General features: G+C 63.1%; 18 protein-coding genes. 7 read left to right on the plus strand and 11 right to left on the minus strand.

What is annotated here, in order from left to right; all coding sequences use genetic code 11:
* Positions 1-5: 5 nt before the first annotated feature.
* The 6 genes from JY96_RS05385 to JY96_RS05405 all read right to left on the minus strand — a co-directional run bounded on the left by JY96_RS05385 (position 6) and on the right by JY96_RS05405 (position 5142).
* Complete coding sequence (locus JY96_RS05385; protein ID WP_035035591.1) at positions 6-236, minus strand: DUF2970 domain-containing protein; 231 nt, start codon at positions 234-236, stop codon at positions 6-8.
* 9 nt (positions 237-245) lie between these two features.
* Positions 246-788, minus strand: coding sequence for a cytochrome c oxidase assembly protein (locus JY96_RS05390; RefSeq protein WP_235334024.1), 543 nt, complete (start codon positions 786-788; stop codon positions 246-248).
* 95 nt (positions 789-883) lie between these two features.
* Complete coding sequence (locus JY96_RS23810; RefSeq protein ID WP_235333861.1) at positions 884-1009, minus strand: cytochrome oxidase small assembly protein; 126 nt, start codon at positions 1007-1009, stop codon at positions 884-886.
* Positions 1010-1028: 19 nt separating this feature from the next.
* Positions 1029-2663, minus strand: a complete 1635-nt coding sequence (gene ctaD / locus JY96_RS05395; RefSeq protein WP_035035597.1) for a cytochrome c oxidase subunit I — start codon at positions 2661-2663, stop codon at positions 1029-1031.
* A 39-nt stretch (positions 2664-2702) separates the two neighbouring features.
* The gene (gene coxB, locus JY96_RS05400; protein ID WP_235334025.1) at positions 2703-3842 is read right to left on the minus strand and encodes a cytochrome c oxidase subunit II; all 1140 of its coding nucleotides are present in this window, start codon (positions 3840-3842) and stop codon (positions 2703-2705) included.
* 346 nt (positions 3843-4188) lie between these two features.
* On the minus strand, positions 4189-5142 hold the full coding sequence (locus JY96_RS05405; RefSeq protein WP_035035603.1) for a hypothetical protein: 954 nt from the start codon (positions 5140-5142) through the stop codon (positions 4189-4191).
* Between the two features lie 77 nt (positions 5143-5219).
* Here JY96_RS05405 and JY96_RS05410 point away from each other — a divergent pair, with 77 nt between their 5' ends.
* The 3 genes from JY96_RS05410 (at position 5220) to JY96_RS05420 (ending at position 7879) form a co-directional block, all read left to right on the plus strand.
* Positions 5220-5981, plus strand: coding sequence for a ComF family protein (locus JY96_RS05410; protein WP_161784241.1), 762 nt, complete (start codon positions 5220-5222; stop codon positions 5979-5981).
* Between the two features lie 73 nt (positions 5982-6054).
* Positions 6055-6861, plus strand: coding sequence for a PEP-CTERM sorting domain-containing protein (locus tag JY96_RS05415; RefSeq protein ID WP_035035605.1), 807 nt, complete (start codon positions 6055-6057; stop codon positions 6859-6861).
* Positions 6803-7879, plus strand: coding sequence for a tetratricopeptide repeat protein (locus JY96_RS05420; RefSeq protein ID WP_052162168.1), 1077 nt, complete (start codon positions 6803-6805; stop codon positions 7877-7879). The genes JY96_RS05415 and JY96_RS05420 overlap by 59 nt, the downstream gene beginning before the upstream one ends.
* On the opposite strand, the gene JY96_RS05425 is transcribed toward JY96_RS05420, so the two are convergent.
* Positions 7880-8695 carry an SGNH/GDSL hydrolase family protein gene (locus tag JY96_RS05425; RefSeq protein WP_081961588.1) on the minus strand — a complete coding sequence of 272 codons (816 nt, stop codon included), beginning with the start codon at positions 8693-8695 and terminating at the stop codon, positions 7880-7882.
* A 330-nt stretch (positions 8696-9025) separates the two neighbouring features.
* Here JY96_RS05425 and JY96_RS05430 point away from each other — a divergent pair, with 330 nt between their 5' ends.
* Positions 9026-9778: an SDR family oxidoreductase gene (locus tag JY96_RS05430; RefSeq protein ID WP_035035607.1), complete on the plus strand. Its 753-nt coding sequence runs from the start codon at positions 9026-9028 to the stop codon at positions 9776-9778.
* On the opposite strand, the gene JY96_RS05435 is transcribed toward JY96_RS05430, so the two are convergent.
* The 3 genes from JY96_RS05435 to JY96_RS05445 all read right to left on the minus strand — a co-directional run bounded on the left by JY96_RS05435 (position 9779) and on the right by JY96_RS05445 (position 14970).
* Positions 9779-11857: a TonB-dependent siderophore receptor gene (locus tag JY96_RS05435; RefSeq protein ID WP_035035609.1), complete on the minus strand. Its 2079-nt coding sequence runs from the start codon at positions 11855-11857 to the stop codon at positions 9779-9781.
* A 160-nt stretch (positions 11858-12017) separates the two neighbouring features.
* The gene (locus tag JY96_RS21980) at positions 12018-14060 is read right to left on the minus strand and encodes an ATP-binding protein (protein ID WP_081961057.1); all 2043 of its coding nucleotides are present in this window, start codon (positions 14058-14060) and stop codon (positions 12018-12020) included.
* Between the two features lies 1 nt (position 14061).
* Entirely contained in the window at positions 14062-14970 is a 909-nt protein-coding gene (locus JY96_RS05445) for an ABC transporter substrate binding protein (protein WP_161784242.1), read from the minus strand.
* Between the two features lie 341 nt (positions 14971-15311).
* Between JY96_RS05445 and JY96_RS05450 the strand changes: the two genes are divergently transcribed.
* Genes JY96_RS05450 through JY96_RS05460 form a run of 3 tightly spaced genes read left to right on the plus strand, consistent with a single transcriptional unit; the run spans position 15312 to position 18771 of the window.
* The gene (locus tag JY96_RS05450; protein ID WP_052162172.1) at positions 15312-17147 is read left to right on the plus strand and encodes a thiamine pyrophosphate-binding protein; all 1836 of its coding nucleotides are present in this window, start codon (positions 15312-15314) and stop codon (positions 17145-17147) included.
* Entirely contained in the window at positions 17144-17968 is an 825-nt protein-coding gene (locus JY96_RS05455; protein WP_035035614.1) for a citrate synthase, read from the plus strand. Before JY96_RS05450 ends, JY96_RS05455 begins: the two co-directional genes overlap by 4 nt.
* On the plus strand, positions 17965-18771 hold the full coding sequence (locus tag JY96_RS05460) for a hypothetical protein (RefSeq protein ID WP_035035617.1): 807 nt from the start codon (positions 17965-17967) through the stop codon (positions 18769-18771). Before JY96_RS05455 ends, JY96_RS05460 begins: the two co-directional genes overlap by 4 nt.
* Before the next feature lie 17 nt (positions 18772-18788).
* Here JY96_RS05460 and JY96_RS05465 read toward each other — a convergent pair whose 3' ends face one another.
* Positions 18789-20828 carry a TonB-dependent siderophore receptor gene (locus JY96_RS05465; protein WP_161784243.1) on the minus strand — a complete coding sequence of 680 codons (2040 nt, stop codon included), beginning with the start codon at positions 20826-20828 and terminating at the stop codon, positions 18789-18791.
* Between the last annotated feature and the right edge of the window lie 96 nt (positions 20829-20924).

A 20924-nucleotide genomic window follows, 5' to 3' on the forward strand; every position in this document is an offset into this window, starting at 1 on the left:
GACACTCACTGGGCCACGCCGCTGGTGACGATCCATCGCACCAGCAAGACCAGGCCCACAACAAACAACACGGCCGCCAGCACCCCTGCCACGATCACATGGACCGGGTTGATCTTGGCCACGTCCTGCGCATAGTCACTCGACTTGCGCACCCCGAAGAAGGACCACGCGACCGCCTTGAGCGTCTGGCCAAAAGAGCCCTTGCGCTGGGAGGCATCGCGTAGATCGTCAGTCATCACACACCGTCATACCGAACCCTTGGGCGCCATCGGCACCTTGCCCCCCACCTCGAAGAAGGTGTAGGACAAGGTGATGGTCGACACGTCCTTGGGCAATTTGGGATCGATCACGAACACGACGGGCCAGCGTTTGCTTTCACCCGGCTTGAGCGTGTGCTCGCTGAAGCAGAAACACTCCAGCTTGTTGAAATGCGAGGTGGCCTGCTTGGGGGCATAGCTCGGGATGGCCTGGGCAGTCATGGTCCGGTCCTGCCGATTGCGGAACTCGTACATCACGGTGGTGACCTCGCCCGGGTGCACACGAACGGAGCGGACCTCGGACTTGAAATCCCAGGGGCCACGCGCATTGGCATCGAACTCGACCGTGATGGAGCGGCTCAAATCAACCTGGGTGTTGACCTTGCTGGAAGCCAACGCACCTGGCGACTGCTGCTCGGCCAGGGACAGCACATTGATACCCAGGGCTGTGCAGATGTGCTTGTAGAGCGGCACCATGCCATAGCCGAAGCCGAACATCAGCCCCACGATCACCACCAGCTTGCCCACCATGTCCAGGTTGGCCCTGCGCAACCACTTGCGCTTGCGGCCTGCAACCTCATCCATCTGAAGGGCTTCGGTGCTCACGGCAGTTCAACCTGTTGGAGTCAATGGTGAGAGAACATCACCATCTTCGCGATGAAACCGACGAAGAAGGTCACGGCCACGGAAGCCAGGATGAGCGCGAGCCTGAGGTTGCGCTGGCGGTCTTGCTCTTTCAGTCGGGTGCTCATGGCGCCAGTCCTTTCAGGCTCAACCGATCACGCGCGTGGCGGTGGCATCCAGCTTGGGCGGGTTCTCGAAAGTGTGGAACGGTGCGGGCGAAGGCACTTCCCATTCCAGACCTTCGGCACCATCCCAAGGCTTGGCCGGTGCCGGCTGGCCCTTGCCACGCATGGCGGGGATCATCACCACGAAGATGAAGAAGACCTGCGCAAAGCCGAAGAAGAAGGCCCCGACGGACGCGATCGCGTTGAAATCGGCGAACTGCATGGGGTAGTCGGCATAACGACGTGGCATGCCAGCCAGACCCAGGAAGTGCATGGGGAAGAAGGTCACATTGAACGCGATCAGCGACCACCAGAAGTGCAGCTTGCCCTTCCACTCAGGCACCATCACGCCTGTCCACTTGGGCGCCCAGTAGTAGAAGCCTGCGAACAGCGCAAACAGGGAGCCGGCCACCAGCACATAGTGGAAGTGCGCCACCACGTAGTAGGTGTCCTGAATCTGGATGTCGATGGGCGCCACAGAGCAGATCAGGCCCGTGAAGCCACCCATGGTGAACACGAAGATGAAGCCCACCGCCCACAGCATGGGGCTCTCGAATGTCATGGAGCCGCGCCACATGGTGGCCACCCAGTTGAAGATCTTCACGCCCGTGGGCACCGAGATCAGCATGGTGGCGTACATGAAGAACAGCTGACCCGTCACCGGCATGCCGGTGGCGAACATGTGGTGGGCCCACACGATGAAGCTCAGGATGGCAATGGAGGCCGTGGCATACACCATCGAGGTATAGCCAAACAGCTTCTTGCGGGCGAAGGCCGGCACGATCTGGCTGATGATGCCGAAGGCCGGCAAGATCATGATGTAGACCTCGGGGTGACCGAAGAACCAGAAGATGTGCTGGTACATCACCGGGTCACCGCCACCGGCGGGGTTGAAGAAGCTGGTGCCGAAGTGGCGGTCCGTCAGCGTCATGGTGATGGCGCCGGCCAGCACAGGCATCACGGCGATCAGCAGGTAGGCGGTGATCAGCCAGGTCCAGGCGAACATTGGCATCTTCATCAGCGTCATGCCGGGTGCGCGCATGTTGAGGATGGTCACGATGATGTTGATCGAGCCCATGATCGAACTGGCCCCCATGATGTGCATCGCGAAGATGCCGGCGTCCATCGAGGGGCCCATCTGCAGGGTCAGCGGCGCGTACAGCGTCCAGCCGGCAGCAGGTGCGCCACCGGGCAGGAAGAAGGAGCCCACCAGCAGCAAGGCCGCCGGGATCAGCAGCCAGAAGCTGAAGTTGTTCATCCGCGCGAAGGCCATGTCGGACGCGCCGATCTGCAGCGGGATCATCCAGTTGGCCATGCCCACGAAGGCCGGCATGATGGCGCCGAACACCATGATGATGCCGTGCATCGTGGTGAACTGGTTGAACATCTCGGGGTTCATGATCTGCAGACCCGGCTTGAACAGCTCGGCACGAATGCCCAGCGCCAGCACGCCGCCGATCATCAGCATGGTCAAGGAGAACAGCAGGTACAGGGTCCCGATGTCCTTGTGGTTGGTGGCATAGACCCAGCGGCGCCAGCCATGTGGATGACCGTGGTCATCGTGGGCATGGGCGTCATGGTGGCCGTGGCCGCCATGGTCAAGAACTGTGCTGCTCATGAAATATCCTTTCCTGATCCCGTTGAGGCCACGCCCGCATCACTTGCGTGCGGCCAGCACTTCGGACGGCTGCACCGTCTGGCCGGTCTTGTTGGACCAGTGGTTTTTCGTGAAGGTGATCACTGCGGCGATCTCGGTGTCAGACAACTGCTTCCAGGAAGGCATGATGTTGTTCTGGCCATTGAGCAGCACGTGGATCTGGACAGCCTTGTCTTCGCTCAGCACCTTGGGTGAGCCGTCCAGCGGTTTGACGGCCCCACCACCCTTGCCGTTGGGTTGGTGACAAGCGGCGCAATTGGCGTTGTAGACCTTCTCGCCGCGGGCCAGCAGGTCAGCTTGCGTCCAGACCTTGTTGGGGTCATCGGCCTTGGCGGCCATTTCTTTCTGGCGATCGGCCACCCACTTGCTGTAGTCCTCGGCGCTCAGCACCTTGACGTGGATGGGCATGTAGGCGTGTTCCTTGCCGCACAACTCGGCGCACTGGCCGTAGTAGTCGCCCGTCTTCTCGGCACGGAACCAGGTGTCGCGCACGAAGCCAGGGATGGCGTCCTGCTTGATGCCGAAGGCCGGCACCATGAAGGAGTGGATCACGTCGTTGGCCGTGGTGATGATGCGCACCTTCTTGTCGACCGGCACCACCAGTGGGTTGTCGACCTTGAGCAGGTAGTTGTCACCTTGGGGCGTACCAGCGTCAGACAGGGCGCGCTGAGAGGCATCCAGCGTGGAGATGAACTGCACGCCCTCGCCTTCGCCCTTGATGTAGTCGTAGCCCCACTTCCACTGGTAGCCCGTGACCTTCACCGTGAGATCGGCGTTCGTGGTGTCCTTCATGGCCACGACCACCTTGGTGGCAGGCAGGGCCATGCCGATCACGATCAGGAAGGGGATCACGGTCCAGACGATTTCCACGGTCGTGGACTCATGGAAATCCGCCGACTTGTGGCCCTTCGATTTGCGGTGGGCGTAGATCGAGTAGAACATGACCCCGAACACCAGCACGAAGATCGCCGTGCAGATGTAGAGCATCATGTAATGCAGGGATTGCTGCTCGGCCGCGATCTTGGTGACCGGTGGGGCCAGATCAAGCTGGCGCACGGCAGGCCCGCCCGGCAGATCACCAACAGCCCAGCTCGCCTGGGTCATCAAGCCCAGCACGGCCAGCGAGGCCGCCTGCCCCATGGAGGTCACTCGGGACTGGAGTCCACCCAGGGACGACATCCGACTCACTCTGCACCCAGGATCTTTGATCATGTCTTGGCTCGTCAAGGATTGAACGCGGTCACTCATGCAGGGCATGGGAAAGATCTGGCGCCTGACCGGACGCCAGTCGGCCCCGGCAAGCCTCGGAAAATTGCTCCGAAGCCGGGTTCGACATGGCTTGATGCGGTGCACCATCCAAAATATCAAAACCATTCTAGCCACCCACTTGAGGTGTCTCAATACGCAATCCAGCCCGATGTGCTATGAATAACCCGCAGTTCTGGCAACAATCAACGCGTGGCGATACAACGACGCCACAACCCCATCAGGGCTTGTCCTGCTTGCGGACCATGCGTTTCATGTCGTCCAGAGACACACGGGCCTCGGACGCCATCTTGACGCGCGGCATGGGTTTGATCGCGTGGCCGTAGACCAGCTCCACCGTGAGGCCCAGGCGGCCATCGGGTCGCGTCAAACGTGCAGCGAGCTCCTCCTGCAGGCGCGCCTGCCAGCGTGGGGTACGCAGCCCCGGCATGCGCCCGAGCGCCACATTGCCCCCCCAGGTGCGCAACTCCTGCAACATGGCCTCGGGTGTGGCCCAGGTCAGCGTCAACCGCTCCATGTCCATGACGGGGTCAGCGAAGCCAGCCTTGACGAGCTCGTCGCCCAGGTCATGCATGTCGACAAAGTCGATGGTGGGCAAGGCCCAGCCCAGCGCCTGATAGACCGAACGCAGCTCACGCGCCGTGTCCGGGCCCAGGCCTGAGCACATCAGAAAACCATCCACCGCCAGGTGCCGGTGCCACTGCGCCATCAGCGCAGGCAGGCTGGGGTGGGCGTGCAGGCTCATGTTGGCCCAGAGCATTTGCGCACCATCCGGCAGATGCCCGGCAGACAACAGCGCCTCGCTCGACCAGGCCTGAGGCACCTCACGACGCCACAAGGTCTTCCAGGAGCGCGTGGCACCCTGCGCCAACTCAGCCTGGCTGCGCTGCCTCAAGCCCTCTGTGGGCTCAACCACCCATCGCTGGGCCTGCGGGTAGCGTGCCTGCACCAGTTCGGTACCCGCACCCAGAAAGGCCGACCAATCGATCCAGGAGGTGGGCTCCAGCTTGATGGGCGCCAGCTTGTCCGCCAGGCGGCGGGCGGCCTCCTGGTGCAACCAGGGCACTTGAGGCAACAAGGCCAGGCGACGGGCCTGCCGCTGCAGTGCCACCTCGCTGGGCGAGCAAGGCGGCGAAGAAGAGGCATCCAAAGGGGGCAACTGAATGGGGGACATGGAACGCGACTGACGGCCCCAATCGGGGCGATGTTGCCCGAAAGGCCGCTCAGTATATTGAGTGGATGCTTTCCGCCTTGTTCACAAGGGCAAATCACGCCCGCCTCACCCTGGCCCGCGCGGCCGCACCGGCCAGCCAGTGCCACCTGTGCCGCACCTGGCAAAGCGAACCGCTGTGCGCAGCCTGCATTCAGGCCTGGCGGCCGAGCACGCGCCGCTGCCTGCGTTGTGCCATCGACCTGCATGACGATCACCCGGACACCATCTGCCAACGGTGCGAGGATCAATCACCGGAGTTCGATCGTGCCGTGGTCGCCGTCGATTACAGCGGCCCCTGGCCGGGCCTGCTGGCCAGGTTGAAGTTTCAAGGGGGCACCGCACTGGCCTGGCCCCTGGCCCGACTGCTGGCCGAGGCCGTTCAGCACAGGCTGGGCAACACAAGCCTGATCATCCCCGTTCCGCTTTCGCCGCAACGATTGCGGGAGCGCGGCTACAACCAATCCTGGCTGCTGGCCAGGCAGGCCGGGCAATACCTGGGCATTCCTGCATGCACAGGCCTTCTGGAGCGACTACGCCATACCCCGCGCCTGATGAGCTTGTCTGCCGAAGAGCGGCTGAAACAGATCCAGGCAGCATTTCAGGTCGCGCCCAACGCCCTGGCCAAACTGGCCGATCAGGACATTGCCATCGTGGACGATGTCATGACCACCGGCGCCACGCTCAATGCCTGCGCACAGGCGCTTCTCGCTGCCGGCGCACGCAGTGTGTCGGTCTGGGCCGTGGCACGCACCCCCGTTGATACCAGATCAGACCAGATGGATACCGCCACTTCGGCTTGACTTTCAACGCGGCGTTTCACACGGTTGAAATGCCACCCACCTGGCGAAAACCACTCAACCAGGAATATGAACCATGCGTACTTCCAGTTATCTGGCCACGGTTGTGGCCATCGTCTCGGCATGTGCGCCCCACGCCCAGGCAGCCAGCTACCACTACAACTTTGAAGCCATCGCCAGCGGCGATGTCAACGGGCCTGTGAACGGATCTTTCAGCGTGGACCTGAGCCAGATTGCCCTGACCCAGACCGTCACGCGAGCCGATGGCGCCACCCTGCTCTACCAGCAGGAGGAGGCCGAACTCTACTATGGCGAATGGGGCTTGATCGACTGGCAACTGGCTGGCGACATGCGGCGGGGCGGCTCCATCGGCGCACCTGCTGGCGCCACCATCATCCGGACGCTCCTGCCCAACGGCAGCAGCACGCTGACCCTGAATACATCCGCGGCCTTCTCGCACGGCGCCATGGGCTCACAAAGCTTGGTGCTGACCTATTCCAGCCCAGATGATGCGCTCTTCACGCACCCGGAAAGCCTGCCACCGCTGGAGAAGTTCAAGTCAGCCACAGGCGCCTATGAGTACTTTTACGCTGCGTCGTACAGCGACCCGCTTGAAGGCCGGAAGTTCGCTTTCACGGTCACGTCGACAACCGTGCCCGAGCCTGCGGTGTTGAGCATGGCGCTAGCCGGCCTGCTGTTGTTGGGAATCAGAAAAAAAGCAGGCCGTCAAACACTAAGCATCGCGGCCCATAATCTGACGCCAACAGACTTTCGCCTGACCGTCCATGATCAAAAGCAGAGAACCCAGTCAACAGGAACGCGGCATGCTGGTCGCCATGTTCAACCAGCGCCAATATGCCGAGGCCGAGGCCTTCGCGCGTGAACAAACCCGTCAATACCCCAAACACCCGTTGGCCTGGAAGGTACTGGGCGCATCGCTGCAGAAGTTGGGGCGTGTGGCCGATGCCTTGCCGGCCATGCAGAAAGCCGCCGTACTGATGCCCAAGGACCACGAGGCCTTCAACAACCTTGGGGTCACGCTCAAGGACCTGGGCAAGACCGAGCAAGCCATTCACTGCTACCGTCAGGCACTGGCCTTGAAGCCCGACTATGCCGACGCCCACGGCAACCTGGGCGCCGCGTTGCGCGAGCAAGGCAAGCTCGCCGAGGCGCTGGCCTGCTACAAGCGCAAGCTGGCCCTGGCCCCGCATGACGATGAAACCCGGCACCACGTCGATGCCTTGTCGGGGGTCACCACCACGGGCGCGCCCAGCAAGTACATCGAGGGTGTCTTCGACAACTACGCGGCCAAGTTCGACCAGCACCTCACCCAAGCGCTGGGATACAACGTGCCGCAACGCATGGCCGAGCTGCTGGTGCAGCACCACAACCGGCCTGCCAACGCCAGACCACGTGTACTGGACCTGGGCTGCGGCACAGGGCTGGTCGGCGCGGCGCTTCAGGGCATGGAGGCCGAACTCATTGGCGTGGACCTGTCTGGCGGCATGCTGCAACAGGCACGCGCCCGCGGCATCTACCAGGACTTGCTGCAATCCGATCTGGTACCCATGATGCAGTCGCAAGCCGATGCCAGCTTTGACATCGTGACGTCTGCCGACGTGTTCGTCTATGTGGGCAAGCTCGACGAAGTCGTGCAGGAGACCAGGCGCCTGCTGAAGCCGGGTGGCCTGTTTGCCTTTTCGGTCGAGTCCTTCGAGCCTGGCCCACAGGATGAAATGGGTTTCAAGCTGGAAACATCCGGCCGCTATTCACATGCGGCCAGCTACCTCACGGCGCTGGCCGCACGCCACGGCTTCACGGTGCTGGCCACCCAAACCGTGACCATTCGGGTGGAACAAGGGCAAGCCATCATGGGCCAGCTTGCCCTTTGGCGTGCCTGATCAGTGCGCGTGATCTCGCCGGACCAGCTCGATGGCGATGCGGCTGGCCGCCCGGCGCGCGGTTTCCGGTGAGGGGTGGATACCGTCGCCGATGTGCACGAAGTCCTTCCAGATGTCCAGCACCATGGCGCCCGGCACCTCCGCGCGCACGCGGCTGCTGGTCACTGTGCTCATGGCGGTGTAGTCGGCTTCGTTGATGACCCAAGCCAGGCCATAGAGGCTCTGGAACAAGGGCAGATCAAGCTGCTTGTAGCGGGGCATCGTGCCGAAGATGGGCGTCAGCCCGGCGGCACGCGCCTGGTTGCCCACCGCGACCAGGCGATCCGCCACCTGGTTGATCTGCGCGGCGGTGCAAGGCTGCGTCGTGGATTGAGGCACACCAAAGGCATCGGCATGAAGGCAATCATTGGGCGGCATGATCACCACGTACTTCGCGTTGTAGGTGGTGAAGCTGGGCGGCATCGCCACGCGTGCCAGCGCATGCTGCAACTGGGTTGAGTAGCTGTCCCAGCCTGCTGGCCCACAAACGCTGGCGCCAGGGGCGCAAGCCAGGCGAGCAAAGCTTGTACCGCCAGCCTGCCCTTCATTGATCACATAACCGGGCAACAGCGGATTTCTGGTCAAGGCTTGCCCCACACTCAAATAAGTGCCGAAGCCGACCGATATACCACCCAAGGGTGCAACGCCATTGTTGAAGGGCGTCGCGCCCTCCGCATAGGACGCACCAATGATCAGCAGAGGCAGGCGGGACGGCGCGGTCGCTGTGGCGTCAGCCCATGCGGGCTGCAAGGCAAGCGCAGTGAAAGCAAGGCTCATCCATTTCGTCATACGCATGGCAAATCCTCTATCTCTGTGGTTGATGAAAGCCGCTCCGACCCTTCCCCGCAGGGCTGACGAGCCTGAGTGACCCGCATGGCGGAGGAACCGCCATCGCCCCTCATCGACAGGGCAGGCGCAGCTCTTGAGCGCCCGACACAAAGATGCGCCACGCCCGTGGAATCTGCGCCCGGACGGGCACGAACGTTCGTGCCGATCGGCCTCACACCCCCTTGAACAGGTGAGATCAAGCACTTACTACCCGGATCGGGTGTTCCCCCATGGCGCCCGCTTCAATAGCATTCGAGGCCTCAAGCAGTAAGGACTCCCATGCAGAAACTCTCGGGCAAGACCGCCCTGATCACGGGCGGCAACAGCGGCATCGGCCTGGCGACGGCCAAGCTCTTCGTGGAACAAGGTGCCCGCGTGGCCATCACGGGCCGTGATCCGGTTTCACTGGAACAGGCCCGACAGGCGTTGGGTGAGGACGTGCTGGCGCTGCGCAGTGACGCAGGCAATGTGGCCGAGATCGCTCAACTGATGAACGCGGTCGGCGAACACTTTGGCCATCTGGATGTGCTGTTCATCAATGCGGCAGCAGGCAGCCCTGCACCGATGGAGTTCACCACCGAAGCGCAGTTCGATGCCATGTCGAACACGTCGTTCAAGGGCGTTTTCTTTGCGATCCAGAAGGCCGTACCTTGGATGCGGCCAGGCGGCTCGATCATCGTCACGACGTCCATTTCGAACCAGGTGGGGGCCCCCAACTTCAGCGTCTACGCCGCATGCAAGGCGGCTGCCCGCTCGCTGGTGCAGAGCGCCAGCCTGGAACTGGCGCACAAGGGCATCCGCGTCAATGCCATCAGCCCTGGCCCCATCGACACCCCCGGCTTTGGCCGCTGGGATGTGCCTCAAGAGGTGGTGGATGCCGCACGCGCCGATTTCACGAACCGTTCGCCAAGCAAGCGCTTCGGCACGCCCCGCGAAATTGCCGACGCGGCGCTGTACCTGGCGACCGACTCGTCAAGCTACGTGGTGGGTGCCGAACTGGTCGTGGATGGTGGCATGAGCCTGCTGCTGTGATCACAGGCGGTAGCTGACCTGCAGATAAAACGACCGGCCGCCCAGCGGCAGGTCATTGGCTATCAGCACCGGCATCGGGTTACCCGGTGAATAGAGGCTGGGCTCGCGTGCGTCGGCGTTGAACAGGTTGCGCACCGAAGCTGCAAAGTCCCAGCTGCTCCATTGCCGATGGGTTCGCAAGGTCAGGTCGACCGTGGTGTAGTCCGGCACCTTGGGTCGGGTATCACCGGGCGCACGCGCCCGGTCTGCCACGTAATTGACCTGCCCGCTCAACAGCAAGCCACTGGCAAAGCCCCAATCCGCCCGACCAAAAACGTGGTGATGCGGGGCGTAGCCCGCGTCTTCGCCGCTGGCCTCATCGGTTGAGCGTTGATAGGCGTAGTTCCCGACCAACCGAACGTTGGTGCGGACATCATGCGTGGCTTCCAACTCGAACCCGTGCCCGTTCTGAGCCCCCGTGTTGCTGCGCGTCGCTGGAAAGCCGGCCGTGCGGATGATGTCCTTCATGGCGTAGCGAAACACACTGAGCTGCAGCTGGGTGTCAGGCCTGGCCTGCCAGGAAAACGCCGTCTCCAGTGTGTTGATGATTTCCGGCTTCAGGTCCGGGTTGCCTCGCAACACGGGGTTGTTGACGCTGTAGCGCTCCGAAAAGGATGGCGCGCGGAAAGCCCGCCCGTACAGAACCTTCGCGGTCAGGTCCGCGGAGGCATCCCACACGAGGGCTGCACGAGGATTGGTGGTGCCACCAAAATCGGAATACCGGTCGTGCCGCAACCCGGCGGTCAGCGCCCAGTCTCGCGCAAAGTTCCACTCGTCCTGGGCGTACACGTAGCGCACGATACGGCGGCGCGGCGCAAGGAAGGAGTCATCGACAGGCACCTCGGCCAGATCGGTCAGCACCAGGCCCGGCGCAAAGGTGAAATTCTTGAACTCCTGCGTCCGGTACATGTTGAGATCATCTTGCCCGATGCCAAAACGCATGTGGTGGCCCGCCAGGCCGGAGTAGGACACCACGGCGGACGCGCGTTGCTGGCGCTCCCAGGTGTTGGGGGCCCCCAGCATGCCATCGGGGAACAGCACGAAGCTCTGCCCATCAAAGATACGCGCCCCGGGCGGGTACACACGAAGCGGCGTGGGATAAGTGGTGATGTATTCAAAATAGCTGGCGGTCAGCCCCAGCTTCCACTGCGGTGCCAGCTCGATGTCATTCCACGACAGATCGGCGTTGTAGCGTTCCGTCCGCCCCTGCCCGACAGGGTCCAGCGCGCTGGCAGCCCCCCCACCGAGGCCAATGTGGTCACGCAAGCGATAACCTGCTCGCAGGCGCACCTGCTTGTAGGCCAGATCCACACTGCCATCCACCGCATCGTGGCCCAGATTGACGGAACCTGGTGCAAGGCTCGCCTGCGTGGAAGCAAGCTGGTCGTTGAGCGATTGCGCATCCGACTCCACCCGGCCTTTGAAACCATCGGTGGTGCCGACACGCAGATACCCGGCCACATCAACCGAACCGATCTTGCCCCCATGCAAAGCCCAGGCGTCCCTGGTCTTGAATGAACCGGCACGCACACCAAACTCGGTGCCGGAGATGTCTGCGGCCGACTTGGTGATGATGTTGATCACGCCTGAATAGGCGTCTGCACCATACAGTGCCGAGCCCGGCCCGCGGATGACCTCGATGCGGGCGACGTTCTCAAGGGGGAGCCCCGCCCAGCCATTGCCTCGGTTGCCGATGAACATCATCGTCATCGGCACGCCGTTTTGCAGGACCAGGGTCTGAGGGTTGAATTCGCTGTAGATGCCGCGGATCACGTACAGCGGGTTGTAGCCCTGAACGTTGCGGCTGACATGGATGCCCGGCACCGTTTCCAGCACTTCATCCAGGTCTGTGGCACCCATGGCCGCGATGTCTTCTGACGTGATGACAGTGGCCACGGCCGGCGCACGGCGCAGGGGCTGCTGGTTGCCCGTTGCAATGCTGATCGTCGCCTTGTCACCATAGACCAAAGACAGCTCTTCTTCTTCGCTGCTGACCTGTGCATGCGCAGCGGATGCCAGCAAGGCCATCATGCACGCCATGGCTCGCGCGATGGCGCAAGGCACTGGAAGAGGACTCACCACAACCCGACGACCGGAAACGAAACAACTCATTATTCGATTCCTGTTTTTTGCAACCGGCCGATTGTGTGTCTTCCATAGGAATTTGGGAAGTGCGTTTGTGCGAACAGACGCCTGCTCGCTACACCTGCTGATCTGGTGACACCTCCTGCAGCCAGATCAAAGACAGGCAACGCCCCAGATGCCCCAGCAAAACGGCGTTCTCGAAGGGCTTGGACATGAACAGGGTGGCGCCAGCCTCCAGGGCCTGATCACGATGGGCATGGGACGCGTTGGCCGACAAGGCAATGATGGGCAGCGCCTTGCCCAGCTCACTTGCGCGGATTCGCCGCATGGCCTCCAGGCCATCCATCACAGGCATGGCGAGATCCATCAGCACCAGATCAGGCCAGGCCGCCTGCATCTTGTCCAGGGCGTCTTGCCCGTGGACGGCTTCCTGCGTGTCAAATCCGAGCGCCAGCAGCAACTCGTTGAGCATCTGGCGATTGGCGGCGACGTCATCCACGATCAACACGCGCTTGCGGGCGCCTTCATAACCCAGTACGTGTGGCGCAGGTGCTGCCTCACGCTCGGCGCGGTCGGCCAGCGGCAGCAACAGTTCGAACCAGAACTGGCTGCCCGCCCCCATCTCGCTGTGCAGGTGGAGCTCGGAACCCATCAGGCGCACCAGTTGCCGACTGATCGCCAGCCCCAGCCCGGTACCGGCGGCACGGCTTCGTGAATCGCCGGCCTGCTCGAAAGGCTCGAAGACCCGTTGCTGGTCTTCAGGCCGGATGCCGACACCAGAGTCGCGAACCTCGAAACGGATGCGAGCCTGCTGCCCGGCCGGGTCCTGCCCGACCAGCGTCATGCTCAGGCTGACGATGCCGGACTGGGTGAATTTCACGGCATTGCTCAAGAGATTGAGCAACACCTGCCTCAATCGTTTCTCATCCACCAGCAGCGCGTGAGGCAGGTGCTCGTCGCCCTGGGCCACGAAGGTCAAGCCCTTTTCAGCGGCCTTGATGCGGATGATGTCGTCCAGCATGGACAGCAGCGCACGGGGATCAACAGGAGACAGCCTCAACTCCGTCTTGCCGGCCTCGATCTGGGAGAGGTCCAGGATGTCGACAATCAGCATCAGGAGGTGCTCGCCACTGCCATGGATGGTGTTGAGGCAGTTCAGCTGGCGGTCGGTGAGCGTGCGGTCCATCTTGAGGATCTGCGCATAACCCATGATGGCATTCAGGGGGGTGCGCAACTCGTGGCTCATGCGCGCGAGGAAATCACTCTTGGCCTGGCTGGCCACTTCCGCACGTTCTTTGGCACGCTGCAACTCGTTGGTGCGCTCACGCACCAGTTCTTCAAGGTGATCCTTGTGGCGCCCCAGTTCTTCGCCACGCTCCTGGAGCGCCGCGATCATGCGATTGAAGGCCAGGGACATGGTCTGGATGTCCCGAGGGCCTTCCACGGTGGTGCGCACCTGCACCTCACCTTGCTCGGCGCGAGACATGGCGGCAGACAGCTTGTCCAGTGGGCGCGTCAGGCGTGCACTCAGCAAACGGATCGCGACCAGGAACACCGCCGCGAAGAAAAACGACGACAGGATGTTGACCATGAAGATGTTGGCCACCATGCGCCCCAGGGTCGCCTTGCTCAACACCACGACCACGTAGCCGAGGAATTCATCGGTGGGCGCCACCACTTCGAAAGGGGTCGCGGAACGCACGGTCCACACCGGGGCCACGAAGCGCCAGGCCTCTTCCGTTTCGCTTTCGAGGTAGGACTCGCGCGACGAGGCCGGGACCTGAACGGATTTGTCGGCGGGGCCAGCTGCCGCCACGCCTTTGGCCAGCAGCACGCCGCCATTGGGCTTGCAGACTTCAACGCGCAGCACATCGGGAAAGGCCAGGGTGGCGGCCACCGCGTCGTTCGCGTTTTCGGGAGAGCCCGACAACAGGGCCAGCTGGCTCTGGCCGGCCAGGCTCGCCGCAATGCGCAGGCTTTGCTGGATCAGGTTTTCACGCACTTGCTGGCTGCCCTGCCAGGCACTGCCCACTGAGGAGAACAAGGCCAGACAGAACACGCCAATCGCCATCGTGATGCCGAGTTGCTGCTGAAAGGTCATGCCTTTCAACATGCGGTCGAGTTGCCGTCTGGGGAGCGAGGTTTGTGCACCTGTCATCTCATTGCTCCGGTAATGCCAAATGGATGCGCTGCTGTGAGATGCGCAGATCAACGCCAAGGTGCTCGGCGGTGCGCGTGTTGACGGCGGTCAACACCTGCTTGAGCGCTTGAATGCCCCGGCTGGGCGCACTGCTGCTCTGTTGAGCACTCAGCGCGGCCCCAGCCAGGGAACGCCCCAACTCTGCATTGTCGGGATAAAGCGAGAACAACACGCCCCGCCTGACATGCATGACGTTACTGGAGAACACCACCAGGTTCTGCGACCAGGCTTCCCGCAGGACCAAGGGCAGCACGGCCGACTCGTCCACGGTGGTGGAGTCCTGGGGCAGCCAGATCGCATCGCGGCGCGGGTTCACCGATCCCAGCACGTCCTGGTAGCGACGCACGGCAGATTTCAGATCCTCGGCCTGCAGGGCCACCAGCTCCAGGCCTTGCGTTCTGGCCGCTTCACGCGCCAGGCGGATCAGCCAGTCGTTCTGCCGAGGGTCGTACACGACGATGACCCGCTTGATGCCCGGCACGAACGAGCGCAGCCGGTTGAACAGCAAGGCGGGATCGGGCGCCAGGCTTTGCACCAGCATCCCTTGGGATTCGGACTCGGGCACAGACAGCACACCGCCAGCCACGACATTGATCTGGCGATCCAGGCTGCTGGCGACTTTCAAACCGCTGCGCCCCAAGGCAATCACGGTGTGGATGTCTCGGCGGCGCAACTCGTCGGACAAGGCAGGGGGCGTGGCACCCATGGCCACAGGAAAGCTGGCCACCTTGCCGTGGGTGCGATCCTCGATGCCTTCGATGATCGTTGCGAAAACGCTGCGATAGGGCTCCCCGATATCAGGGTAGATCACGGCAATGTTGGCCCGGCTGGATTCGTCATCAGCGGCGACGGCCGAGCCGGCGTACAAGAGAGACCCCAGTAGAGACCCCAGTACTGCCACCAACAGCCATCTTGCTGTCACCCGCCATTGACGCCACGCTGAGAACAAGTAACTCCCCATGTTCTGACCGGCCACCTGAAGCCGGGACTGCCATTCTGTACTGCCGCACCCCACATTCTGAGGGGCATGCCGGACTTTGCGCTATTCGTGTTGCGCCGTGTGCGCAATGGTTTGCATCCGCCCCTTGATCGAGGGTTGGCCCGCGACAAGGGGGATGACGATCCGCTGCGCGACAGGCATGCTTGCGCCAACCTTAATTGTTTCAAGATGTGACTTGAAACATCATGTTGTAACAAGGATCAGGCATCGTGAAGTCCGCCGCAGTTGTTCCGCTTGCGCCCGCCCCTGTCACGGTGGGCGCCGCCTCGCTCATCGTGTCCTACCTGGAGGCCCTTGGGGTCGATTTCGTCTTCGGCGTCCCTGGTGGCGCCATCGAGCCACTCTACAATGCCATGGCCGTCAGCATGCGGCGTGGCGGCCTGCGCCCCGTGGTGGCTCGGCATGAGGCAGGCGCCGCCTTCATGGCCGATGGCTATGCCCGCGAGACCGGCAAGATCGGCGTGTGCGTGGCCACATCGGGCCCCGGCGCCACCAACCTGATCACCGGCGTCGCCTGCGCCTACGACAACAAGGTACCGATGCTGGTCATCACAGGCCAGCCCTCCTTACCGGTCTTCGGCAAAGGGGCCTTGCAGGAATCGGCCTGCACGGGCATCAACACGGTGGGCATGTTCGGCCACTGCACCCGCTACAACACGCTGGTATCCCATGTGGATCAACTGGAGACCAAGCTGGTTCAGGCCTTGATGCGTGCCTCCCAGCCGCCGCATGGGCCGGTGCACCTGTCGATCCCGCTGGACTTGATGCGCAGCCCCGTCGAGCAGCGCCTGTCGCCGCAGTCCTTGCAGGCCCTGCTGCGCAAGCCCTCCTTGATCGACGAGGACATGGTGCATTCGCTGTTCACGTCGCTGCAGGCAAGCCGCAAGGTCGCGCTCATCGTTGGTGGGGACTGCGGAGAGGCCATCGATGCGATCACCCATTTTGCCGAGATGACGAACTCCAGCTTCGTCACCACACCGGATGCCAAGGGCCTGATCAACCCCCACCATGTGCTCTACCGTGGCGTGTTCGGCTTTGCGGGCCACAGCAGCGCCCAGGATGCGCTCAATGACGACGTGGACTTGATCCTGGCCATTGGCACCAGCCTGGGCGAGTGGACCAGCGGCGCCTGGAGCCAGAGTGTGCTCAACAGCAAGTTGATCCACATCGACGCCATGGACGAACACCTGCGCCACTCCCCCATGGCGCGCCAGCATGTACGCGGCCGCATCCGCACGGTGTTCGAGCGCCTGCTGGACATGATGCACATCGAGCAGGAGTCCCTGGGCATGCCGTGGTCACCCACTGACTTCAAGCACACCAAACACAACGCAGTGACGTTGCGTGAGCCGGAGAAGGTACACAGCGATGCCACGCCGATCAAGCCTCAGCGCCTGATGGTGGAGCTGTCCAAGCGTTTGCCGCCCACCACGCGCTTCCTGGCCGATGCGGGCAATGCCACGGCCTGGGCCATCCACTACCTGGAGTCGCGCAACAACCGCAGGCTGGGCCTGGTGCCGCCCTATGGTGGTTCGCAGGACCTCGCCGCCAACCGGGCCTGGCATGGTGAACGTCGCCACGACCATGCTGGCTGGTTGCGCGTGCTGATGGACTTTGCCCCCATGGGGTGGGCCATCGGTGCCGCGGTAGGCGTGGCGCGTGGCAAGCCTGATTGCCCCGTGGTGTGCATCACGGGCGATGGCAGCTACCTGATGAACGGGCAGGAGATCACGGTGGCCGCGCAAGAAGGCCTCACGGTGATCTTCGTCATCCTCAACGACAGCGCACTGGGCATGGTCAAGCATGGGCAGCGCCTGGCAGGCGCCGAGCAGGTTGCGTTCGAGCTGCCCACGGTGAACTACGCGCTGATGGCCGAAGCCATGGGCGTGCGGGGCCATGTGATCGAAAGCCCCGATGACTTCAACCAGCTGGACATGGCCGAGATCCTGAACCGCCCCGGCCCCACCCTGCTGGACATCCGCATTGATGCCGAGGAAGTGCCGCCCATGAGCCTGCGCATGCAGACACTGGAAGGCTCGGTATGAGTAGCTCACCTTTGCACACGCGCATCTGGCACGAAGAAGCCGAGCCGGACAACCCGTTTGCGACCCGCACTGCGCGCTGCCATGGCTATGACGTGTATGGCCAGATGATGGGGCGGGCACGCTGGGCCGACATGGTCTGGCTGTTGCTCAAGGGCGAGGCGCCGTCGGAGGCTGAAGCCACGATGCTGGATGCACTGGCGGTGGCCCTGGCCAACGCCGGGCCACGCGACCCCATGGTGCATGCGGCGATGTGCGGTGGCGTGGGCGGCTCACCGGCTGCGGCGAGCCTGATGGCCGCACTGGCCGTGGGCGCGGGGCAAAGCGGTGGCGCGCGGGATGTGTACCTGTGCCTGCGTCATTGGGCGCAATGCAGCGAGGCCGCGCCAGAAGCCTGGGCTCAGACACTGGCGCAAACTGGCCAGCCCACCTGGCTTGCCCCGGACGACGCAGGCTGGCCCGCCATCGAACACCCGGCGGGTTTTGACCCGCATGGGGTGCGCACCGCCACCATCGTCCAGCAAACGCTGGAGACGCTGGCCAGCATGAGCCCCGGCCCTCGCCTGCCCTGGATGCGGCAGCAGCGTGAAGCGCTGGAACAAGCAGCCGGCCACCCTCTGGCCATGACCGGTGTGGCGGCAGCCGCGCTGGCCGACATGGGCTTCAACGCCCAACAAGGCGAGATGCTGTTTTTGTTGTTGAGGCTGCCCGGTGCCGCCGCACACGCCCTGGAGCAAGGTGACTACGGCTTCAAACATTTCCCGTACCCGGCGGTCGACCTGCTGGACGACCCCTTGAACAAACACCAGGAGGCCACAGCATGAGCGGCCCACACACCCTGGCTGAACACGTCGGCGTGCTGCGCACCAAGATGGGCGCGGCCTTTCCGGGGCAGCGCGCCGTGTTCCGCGGCCACGATCTGCACCGGGACCTCAAGGATCTGGACTGGTTCTCGCTGTGCGCCTTCGGCATCTTCGGCCGGCATGTGCCACGTGAACACATCCAGCTGATGAGCACCGTGCATGTCTACACCAGCTACCCCGACGCACGGCTGTGGAACAACCGCGTGGCCGCACTGGCGGGCACCACGCGCAGCACACCCAACCTGGCCATCAGCGCAGCGCAGGCCATCTCCGAGGCCACGATCTATGGACGCGGCAACGAGTTCCGCGCGCTGGACTTCTTCCTCAAGACCCAGCAGGCGCTGGACGCAGGCACCTCGCTGCCGGACTACCTGGAGCACTTCTTGCGCAGTGGCGGCCGGCTTGCAGGCTATGGCCGCCCGATCTCGACCAGTGATGAGCGCATGCCATTGACACTGGCGCTGGCAGCAAAACTGGGCTTGAGCCACGGGCCCTACCTGAAGCTGGCCTATGACATCGACCGCTATTTCGAGTCCACCGGCCGCCAGTTGCGCATGAACCTGAGTTCATTGCTCTCAGCCTTCGCGGCAGACTTTGGCTGGACACCCAGGGAGTTCAACTTGCTGGTGCACAGCGCCTTCCTGGCCGGCATGTACCCCTGCTACCTGGAGGCCGCTGACAAGCCGCCCGGGGCCACCTTTCCCACGCCATGCCGGGACGTGGTGTACGAAGGCTCTCCAGCAAGGGATTGGCCCGCACGCTGAGTCCGGGCCCAAAACGATCACATGCGATAGACCGCCTGCAGGAAGAAGGTGCGCCTGGGCAGCGGCAGGTCATTGGCGATCAACACGCTCGCAGCCGCCGGCTCACGCGCATCGGCGTTGAAGACGTTGCGCACACCGCCTGACAGCTCCCAGCCCTTCACGCCCGCACTGGCGCGCACATTGAGGTCCAACGTGGTGTAGTCGGGCACGTCCGGCCGGGCATCGCCCGCGGCGCGCTTGCGATCGGCCACATGGTTGAGCTGCGCCCCCAGCATCCACGGCCCGAAGGCCCGCCAGTCAACACGGGCGAACACATGCTGATGCGGCGCAAAGCCTGCATCGGTATGCGTGGCCTCATCGGTAGAGCGCTGTAGCGCGCAATTGCCCTGCACACGCAGCGTGCGAGTGGCCTGCCAGGACACATCCAGCTCGCCCCCCTGCCCGGTCTGCTTGCCCGTGTTGCTCCACGCCAGGTTGCGCACCCGGATGATGTCCTTCATCGTGTAGTGAAACAGGCTGAGGTTCACATCCATGTCGGGCCTGGCCTGCCACGCGAAAGCGGCCTCCCAGGTGCTGATGGTTTCAGGCTTGAGGTCAGGATTGCCTCGGGTGACCGGGTTGTTGACGCTGTAGAGCTCCGTGAAGGACGGCGCACGGAAGGCGCTCCCGTACAGGAGCTTGGCGGTCAGATCGGCACTGGCATCCCACACCAGCGCGGCACGAGGGTTGAGCGTGTTGCCGAAATCCGAGTAGTGATCCTGACGCAAGCCGCCGGTCAAGGCCCAGTCCTGGGCCACGCGCCATTCATCCTGCACATAGGCATAGTCCACGATACGCCGATGGGGCGTCATGAAGGCGTCGGCCTGAGACACCTCGATGGGCGTCTGATCCGGAAACGGAACGGGCACCGCATCCTGCCCGAAGATCTGAATCGAAAAGTTCTTGATTTCCTGCGTGCGGTACAGGTCCAGATCATCGTGCCCGAGGCCGATGCGAACAGTGTGATTGGCCAGGCCACGGTAGGCGGCCACCACAGACAAGCGGACCTGATCCTCCCAGGTATTGGGCGCCCCGAACATGCCATTGGTGAACCCGAGTGAGCCGGGCGGCAGCAACTGGAATGGCGCGAAGTACGCTTGCGTGTAGAACAGGTAGCTGCCCGTCACACCCACATCCCAATCAGGCAGGACGTCCGTGCCATTCCAGCTCAGATCAGACGTGATGCGCTCACTCTTGCCTCGGCCAACGGGGTCGAGCGCCCCCAGCACACCCGGTCCGGCCTGCGTGTTGTTGCGCAGCTTGTAGCCGGAACGCCATCGCCATGCGCCTCGGCTCAGATCGACGCTGGCGTCCACCGCGTCATAGCCCATGTTCACCTGCCCCGGCGCCAGGCTGGCGTGCGTCGAGGTCTTGCTGTCAATGATCGTCTGCTTGTCGGATTCGATCTGATTGTTGAAGCCGTCCGTGTGACCGACAGACAGGTAAGCCGCCACGTCCACGGTGCCGAGCTTGCCTCCGTGCTGCGCCCATGCGCTGCGTGTGTGGAAGGTGCCGGCGCGCACGCCGAGCTCGGTTCCCTCGATGTCGGCCGCCGTCTTGGTGATGATGTTGATCACGCCGGAGTAGGCATCGGCCCCATAGAGAGCCGAGCCAGGGCCGCGGATGATTTCAATGCGTGCGATGTTCTCGACCGGCAAGCCAAACCAGGCATTGCCACGGTTGCCCACGAACAAGGTAGTCATGGGAACGCCGTTTTGCAGCATCAGGGTTTGCGGGTTGTACTGGCTGTTGACGCCCCGGATCAGGTACAAGGGGCTGTAGCCCTGCTCGCTGCGGCTGACGTGGATGCCGGGCACGGACTCCAGCACCTCGTCGAGATCCGTGGCCCCCATGGCCACAATGTCCTGAGCTGTGATCACCGTTGCCACGGCGGGTGCGCGCCTCAAAGTTTGCAGGCTGCCTGTTGCGATGCTGACCGTCGGCTTGTCACCATAGGACAAGGCCAGATCCGCTTCATCTTCGGCCGTCTGCGCATGCAAACGGGGCTGCATGGTCATGGCCAGCACGCCTGCAGCCACATGGGTCACAGCAATGCAAAACCGCCCTTGCTTCACGGGCCTACTACTTCCAGACATCCGATTCCAGCATTTTTA

This window comes from Aquabacterium sp. NJ1 (assembly GCF_000768065.1).
Taxonomy (GTDB): Bacteria; Pseudomonadota; Gammaproteobacteria; order Burkholderiales; family Burkholderiaceae_C; genus Aquabacterium.

What these genes read in the sequence shown, in the direction of transcription:
- JY96_RS23810 (WP_235333861.1), bottom strand. Translation starts at nt 1,009, where the DNA reads ATGAGCACCCGACTGAAAGAGCAAGACCGCCAGCGCAACCTCAGGCTC.
- JY96_RS05430 (WP_035035607.1), top strand. Translation starts at nt 9,026, where the DNA reads ATGCAGAAACTCTCGGGCAAGACCGCCCTGATCACGGGCGGCAACAGC.
- JY96_RS05415 (WP_035035605.1), top strand. Translation starts at nt 6,055, where the DNA reads ATGCGTACTTCCAGTTATCTGGCCACGGTTGTGGCCATCGTCTCGGCA.
- coxB (WP_235334025.1), bottom strand. Translation starts at nt 3,842, where the DNA reads ATGGGGCAGGCGGCCTCGCTGGCCGTGCTGGGCTTGATGACCCAGGCG.
- JY96_RS05390 (WP_235334024.1), bottom strand. Translation starts at nt 788, where the DNA reads ATGGTGGGCAAGCTGGTGGTGATCGTGGGGCTGATGTTCGGCTTCGGC.
- JY96_RS05405 (WP_035035603.1), bottom strand. Translation starts at nt 5,142, where the DNA reads ATGTCCCCCATTCAGTTGCCCCCTTTGGATGCCTCTTCTTCGCCGCCT.
- ctaD (WP_035035597.1), bottom strand. Translation starts at nt 2,663, where the DNA reads ATGAGCAGCACAGTTCTTGACCATGGCGGCCACGGCCACCATGACGCC.
- JY96_RS05465 (WP_161784243.1), bottom strand. Translation starts at nt 20,828, where the DNA reads ATGACCATGCAGCCCCGTTTGCATGCGCAGACGGCCGAAGATGAAGCG.
- JY96_RS05460 (WP_035035617.1), top strand. Translation starts at nt 17,965, where the DNA reads ATGAGCGGCCCACACACCCTGGCTGAACACGTCGGCGTGCTGCGCACC.
- JY96_RS05435 (WP_035035609.1), bottom strand. Translation starts at nt 11,857, where the DNA reads ATGGCGTGCATGATGGCCTTGCTGGCATCCGCTGCGCATGCACAGGTC.
- JY96_RS21980 (WP_081961057.1), bottom strand. Translation starts at nt 14,060, where the DNA reads ATGACAGGTGCACAAACCTCGCTCCCCAGACGGCAACTCGACCGCATG.
- JY96_RS05420 (WP_052162168.1), top strand. Translation starts at nt 6,803, where the DNA reads ATGCTGGTCGCCATGTTCAACCAGCGCCAATATGCCGAGGCCGAGGCC.
- JY96_RS05425 (WP_081961588.1), bottom strand. Translation starts at nt 8,695, where the DNA reads ATGAGCCTTGCTTTCACTGCGCTTGCCTTGCAGCCCGCATGGGCTGAC.
- JY96_RS05455 (WP_035035614.1), top strand. Translation starts at nt 17,144, where the DNA reads ATGAGTAGCTCACCTTTGCACACGCGCATCTGGCACGAAGAAGCCGAG.
- JY96_RS05385 (WP_035035591.1), bottom strand. Translation starts at nt 236, where the DNA reads ATGACTGACGATCTACGCGATGCCTCCCAGCGCAAGGGCTCTTTTGGC.